The organism is Methylobacterium sp. WL103 (assembly GCF_008039885.1).
Classification (GTDB): Bacteria; Pseudomonadota; Alphaproteobacteria; order Rhizobiales; family Beijerinckiaceae; genus Methylobacterium; species Methylobacterium cerastii.
Genome location: NZ_VRUX01000338.1, coordinates 1 through 4,729, shown reverse-complemented (window position 1 = coordinate 4,729; position 4,729 = coordinate 1). Strand labels below are relative to the sequence as shown.

Annotated in this window: 4 protein-coding genes and 1 pseudogene; 3 read left to right on the top strand and 2 right to left on the bottom strand. The window is 69.9% G+C overall.

Going from position 1 to position 4,729, the window contains the following annotated elements; genetic code table 11:
• On the top strand, positions 1-1,247 hold a 1,247-nt coding region (locus FV222_RS17835; RefSeq protein WP_147815301.1), incomplete at its 5' end, for a UdgX family uracil-DNA binding protein.
• 57 nt (positions 1,248-1,304) lie between these two features.
• Here FV222_RS17835 and ftrA read toward each other — a convergent pair.
• Positions 1,305-2,329, bottom strand: a pseudogene (gene ftrA / locus FV222_RS17830) (transcriptional regulator FtrA).
• 85 nt (positions 2,330-2,414) lie between these two features.
• Here ftrA and FV222_RS17825 point away from each other — a divergent pair.
• Positions 2,415-2,819 (top strand): rhodanese-like domain-containing protein, encoded by a 405-nt coding sequence (locus tag FV222_RS17825; protein ID WP_147761932.1) that lies wholly within the window; start codon positions 2,415-2,417, stop codon positions 2,817-2,819.
• The gene (locus FV222_RS17820; protein ID WP_147761931.1) at positions 2,816-3,265 is read left to right on the top strand and encodes a GNAT family N-acetyltransferase; all 450 of its coding nucleotides are present in this window, start codon (positions 2,816-2,818) and stop codon (positions 3,263-3,265) included. The genes FV222_RS17825 and FV222_RS17820 overlap by 4 nt, the downstream gene beginning before the upstream one ends.
• A 120-nt stretch (positions 3,266-3,385) precedes the next feature.
• On the opposite strand, the gene FV222_RS17815 is transcribed toward FV222_RS17820, so the two are convergent.
• On the bottom strand, positions 3,386-4,729 hold a 1,344-nt coding region (locus FV222_RS17815), incomplete at its 5' end, for a cation:proton antiporter (RefSeq protein WP_147815300.1).

Here is a 4,729-nt window from a genome sequence, read left to right as displayed (position 1 = left end):
AGCCGGTGGCCGGGCTGATCCCCATGGTGGTGCCCCACCGCGACCGCGAGCGCTACGCCCTGCTCCACGCCCTCGTCTGGCGCGTCCGCCACGGCGAGCGCCACCTGCCGGAGGTGGCGAGCGATCCGCTGGTCCACCGCCTCGGCGGCATGCGCAAGGCGATCGCCCGCGACCTGCACAAGATGCACGCGTTCCTCCGCTTCCGCCGGATCGAGACCGCGGCGGGCGAACGGTTCGTCGCCTGGTTCGAGCCCGACAACCACATCCTGGAGGCGGCGGCGCCGTTCTTCGTCGACCGCTTCCGATCGATGGACTGGACCATCCTGACGCCGGACGGCTCGGCGCATTGGGACCGCGCGACGCTCGCCTTCGGTCCGCCCGGCGACAAGGCCCAGCTGCCCGAGGGCGACGGCTTCGAGGCCGGATGGCGCGACTACTACGAGAGCACGTTCAATCCGGCCCGCACCAACCTGAAGGCGATGCGGGCGGAGATGCCGAAGAAGTACTGGCACAACATGCCCGAGACCGCCGCCATCCCCGGCCTCGTCCGCGCGGCCGCGTCCCGGACCACCCAGATGATCGAAAGGGCCCCGCAGATGACGATCAAGCGCGATCCGGCCAAGGCCGTGGCGGCGATGTCCGACCAGGCGCCCAAAACCCTCGACGCGCTGAACGCCATCATCAAGCGCTCCGAGCCCCTGGTGCCGGGCGCGACGCAGGCGGTGCTCGGCGAGGGCCGGGTCGGCTCGACCATCGCCTTCGTCGGCGAGCAGCCGGGCGACCAGGAGGACCGGCAGGGCCGCCCCTTCGTCGGGCCGGCGGGCCAGTTGCTGTCGCGGGCGATGGCCGAGGCCGGGATCGACCGCGAAGCGAGCTACCTCACGAACGCGGTCAAGCACTTCAAGTTCGAAGAGCGCGGCAAGCGCCGCATCCACCAGAAGCCGACGGCGGGCGAGGTCAGCCACTACCGCTGGTGGCTCGACCGCGAGCTCGACTTCGTCGCCCCGAAGCTCGTGGTGGCGCTCGGCGCGACCGCGGTGCTGGCGCTCACCGGCAAGTCAATCCCGATCACCCGCGCGCGCGGGCCGTTCCGCTTCGAGCGCCTGGAGGACCGCTTCCAGGGCTTCATCACCGTCCACCCCTCCTACCTGCTGCGCCTGCCCGACGAGGCGAAGGAAGAAGCCTACGCGACGTTCGTCGGCGACCTTCGGCGGGTGGCCGAGCTGGGGCGCGAGCTGGCAGGGTGAACGCCGACGGTCAAGATTTCGTCCGCCTCCGCCGGGTCGGCTTCCCACCGAAGTCGATCACTGTGAACACGACGCAGGATGTTCGCAGGCCGAAGGGACAGACACGTCACCTCGTGCCGACTCCGGACGGCTGAAACGTGTCCGGAACTCGCCGGGGCTGATGCCGATGCGTTTGCGGAAATGGTGCCGTAGCGTGTCGGCCCCGCCCAGGCCGACGAAGACCGCGATCTCGTCGACGCTCAGACGGCCTGCGGCGAGCAGGCGCTTGGCCTCCTCGATCCGTTCGGCCGCGAGCCACTCGCCCGGCGGTGCCCCCGTCGCCTCGGTGAAGCGCCTCATGAACGTGCGCAGGCTCATGCGGCACGCCTCGGCCATGCGGGTCAGCGGCCACGGCGCACCGAGTTCGGCCCTCATTGGTCGATCAGGGGCGCCACCTCGTTCTGCCGGCGCACCGGCACTGGCCGCTCCAGGAACTGCGCCTGACCGCCGGTACGGTGGGCGGGCATCACGAGGCGCCGTGCGACGGAGTTCGCAGCTTCTGGCCCGTAATCCTGACGCACGATCTCGATCAGGAGGTCGAGCCCTGCCGCACTCCCGGCCGAAGTGAAGACCCGCCCGTAGGATCGATACAGGGAGGAGCGGTCAACCGCGACCTTGGGGTGGGCATCGCGCAGCGCCTTGGCGTAGCGCCAGTGCGTCGTCGCCGTCCCGCCGTCGAGAAGCCCGGTCGCTGCGAGCACGAACGCACCCGAGCAGATGGAAACCAACCGCGCTCCGCGCTCATGTGCTTCACGAAGGCGGTGGCAGAGATCCTCGGGGACCGCTTCGTCGCTCTCCTTCCAGCCGGGGACTACGATGATGTCCGCGCAGTCGATCAGCTCGATGCCGTGGTCCGGCGTCAGGGTGAAGCCCCCGTGCGCCCGCAACGGCCCACCCTCCACTGCGCAACTGGCAAATCGATACCAAGCCTCGCCCATCTCCGGCCGGGGCAGGCCGAACACCTCGGCCACGATCCCGAACTCGAAGGTACACAGGCCATCGTAGAGAAGCGCGACGGCGAGGGGTCCGGTAGTGTTTGGCACGATCTTCACGATGCCTGTCGTTTCGGCCAATTGCAAACCGAGCTTTGCGAGCCCGACATGGTGCCGTCCATCAAGAAGGATCACCATGCCCACCGCAGTCACCGCCGTTTCACCTGCCCCGAGCCACCTCGCCCGCGAGCGCTTCGCCGCCGAGTTCGCGTTTGAGACCGACTGTTGGGACGTGCATGACGCCCTGGCGCGCGGGGCGGATTTCGTGCTGCTCGACGTGCGCAGTCCCGCCCTGTTCGCTGCCGGTCACGTTCCCGGCGCGATCAACCTCCCGCACGGCAAAATCGTGCGCTCCAAGCTCGAACGTTGGCCCGAGGGCACGGTGTTCGTGACTTACTGCGCCGGTCCGCACTGTAACGGCGCCGCCAGGGGAGCGTTGCGGCTCGCGGAACTCGGGCGCCCGGTCAAGATCATGGCGGGCGGCATCACCGGCTGGCTCGACGAGGGCTTCGACTTGGCGCGGTCTGAGGCCACGGCGTGAGCGCTCACTTTCGGAAAGCGGCTGCGTCCGACGCGACATCCATCCTCGAAATGGTTCGGGCGCATGCCGCATTCGAGCGCGGGACGGCATCCCTGTCGCTCGACGACCTGAAAGCGATCCTGTCGACGGACAGCCTGCCGACCCACCTGCTCGTAGCGGATATGGGCAACGCGCTGGTCGGTTACGCGGCGGTCACGTTCGATTTTTCGCTCTGGCGAGGGCGCACCTACGGCCATCTCGACTGCTTGTTCGTCGCGGCGAGTGCGCGCGGGCGGGGCATCGGCAGGCAACTTTTCGACGCGGTGGCGAAGCTCGCGCAGGTCGAGGGCGTCGATCGTCTCGAATGGCAGACGCCGGTCTGGAACAGGGAAGCCATCCGTTTCTACCTCCGAACCGGGGCGCTCAGCGCAAAGAAGGAACGGTTCGCGATCCCGCTGCGGTGTTGACGAGTGTACCATCGGGAAGGTGCTCGGAACCAACAGCCGCAAACCCATCCAGCGCTGACGGTCGGCCCGGGAACGGAATACCCGCCTCCCATCCGACCGAGTGATCGGACGGGCACCGCCTCACCCCGCCGGCTCCTCCTTGTGCGGCCTCAGTTCCGGTGCCTGCTCGATCTCGGCCTCAGTCGGGGCCTCCGCGCGGCTGTCGGCGCGGCTGGCGTCGACGTAGAGGCGGGCCTCGCCTTCCGTGAGGCCGAGGCTGCGGAGCGCGTAAAAGGTCATGCCGAAGGCGAGCTCGCGCTCGGCCATCAGCACCAGCCCGACCTTCTCCTCCTCCATCCGGCGGCGCTCGGCGTCGCTGTGGGTGCGGATCAGGGTGTCGATGCGCGGGTTTGCCTCGCGGGCGATCTCGACCAGGCGCCGGGCGTTGTGCGAATCCGGCGTCGCGATCACGAGGAGGCGCGCCTGGGCGATGTCGGCCGCGGCCAGGATGCCCGGCGCGAGCGCGTCGCCGAACACCACTTCGAGGCCCGACGCGCGCAGGTCGAGCACCCGGCGGCGGTCGCGGTCCACCACCACGAAGGGCAGGTCCCAGGCGTCGAGCGCCTTGCCGATCCCGCTGCCGACCCGGCCGTAGCCGACGACGATCGCGTGGCCGCGATGGGCCTTGGCCGGCTCCGAGACCGCGATGGCGTCGGCGCCGCGCCGCTCGAAGCGGCGGGCAAGGGCGGGCCGGTCGGCGAGGTAGCGCTCGACCCGGGCTGCAGCCGCGAAGAACAGCGGGTTCAGGGTGATCGAGAGCAGCGCGCCGCCGAGGATGAGGTCGCGCCCCTCCTCCGGCAGTAGCTTCAGCGAGAGGCCGAGGCCGACGAGGATGAAGGAGAACTCGCCGATCTGCGCCAGGCTCGCGGCGATGGTGAGCGCCGTGCCGACCGGATGCTTGAACGCCAACACGATCGCCACCGCGGCGATCGACTTGCCGAGCAGGATCACCCCGAGCACCGCCAGCACCGAGAGCGGCTCGCGCACGAGGATGCCGGGGTCGAACAGCATGCCGACCGAGACGAAGAACAGCACCGCGAAGGCGTCCTGCAGCGGCAGGGAATCGGCCGCCGCCTGATGGCTGAGGTCGGATTCGGCGAGCACCATGCCGGCGAAGAAGGCGCCCAGCGCGAAGGACACCCCGAACAGCTCCGCCGAGCCGAAGGCGATGCCGAGCGCCAGCGCGAGCACCGCGAGGGTGAACAGCTCGCGCGAGCCGGTGCGCGCCGCCTGGTCGAGGAGCCACGGCACCGCGCGGCGGCCGGCCACCAGCATCAGGGTGGTGAACAGGCCGACCTTGGCCAGCGTCAACCCGAGGGTGAGCCAGATGCTGTCGCCGAGATGGCCGGAGAGCCAATGCGCCAGCGAGTTGCCGGTGGCGTGGTCGCCGCCGGCGGCGCTGCCGCCGAGCGAGGGCGCCAGCGC

Coding starts and splice junctions, on each gene's coding strand:
- FV222_RS17825 (WP_147761932.1), top strand. CDS start 2,415: ATGCCCACCGCAGTCACCGCCGTTTCACCTGCCCCGAGCCACCTCGCC.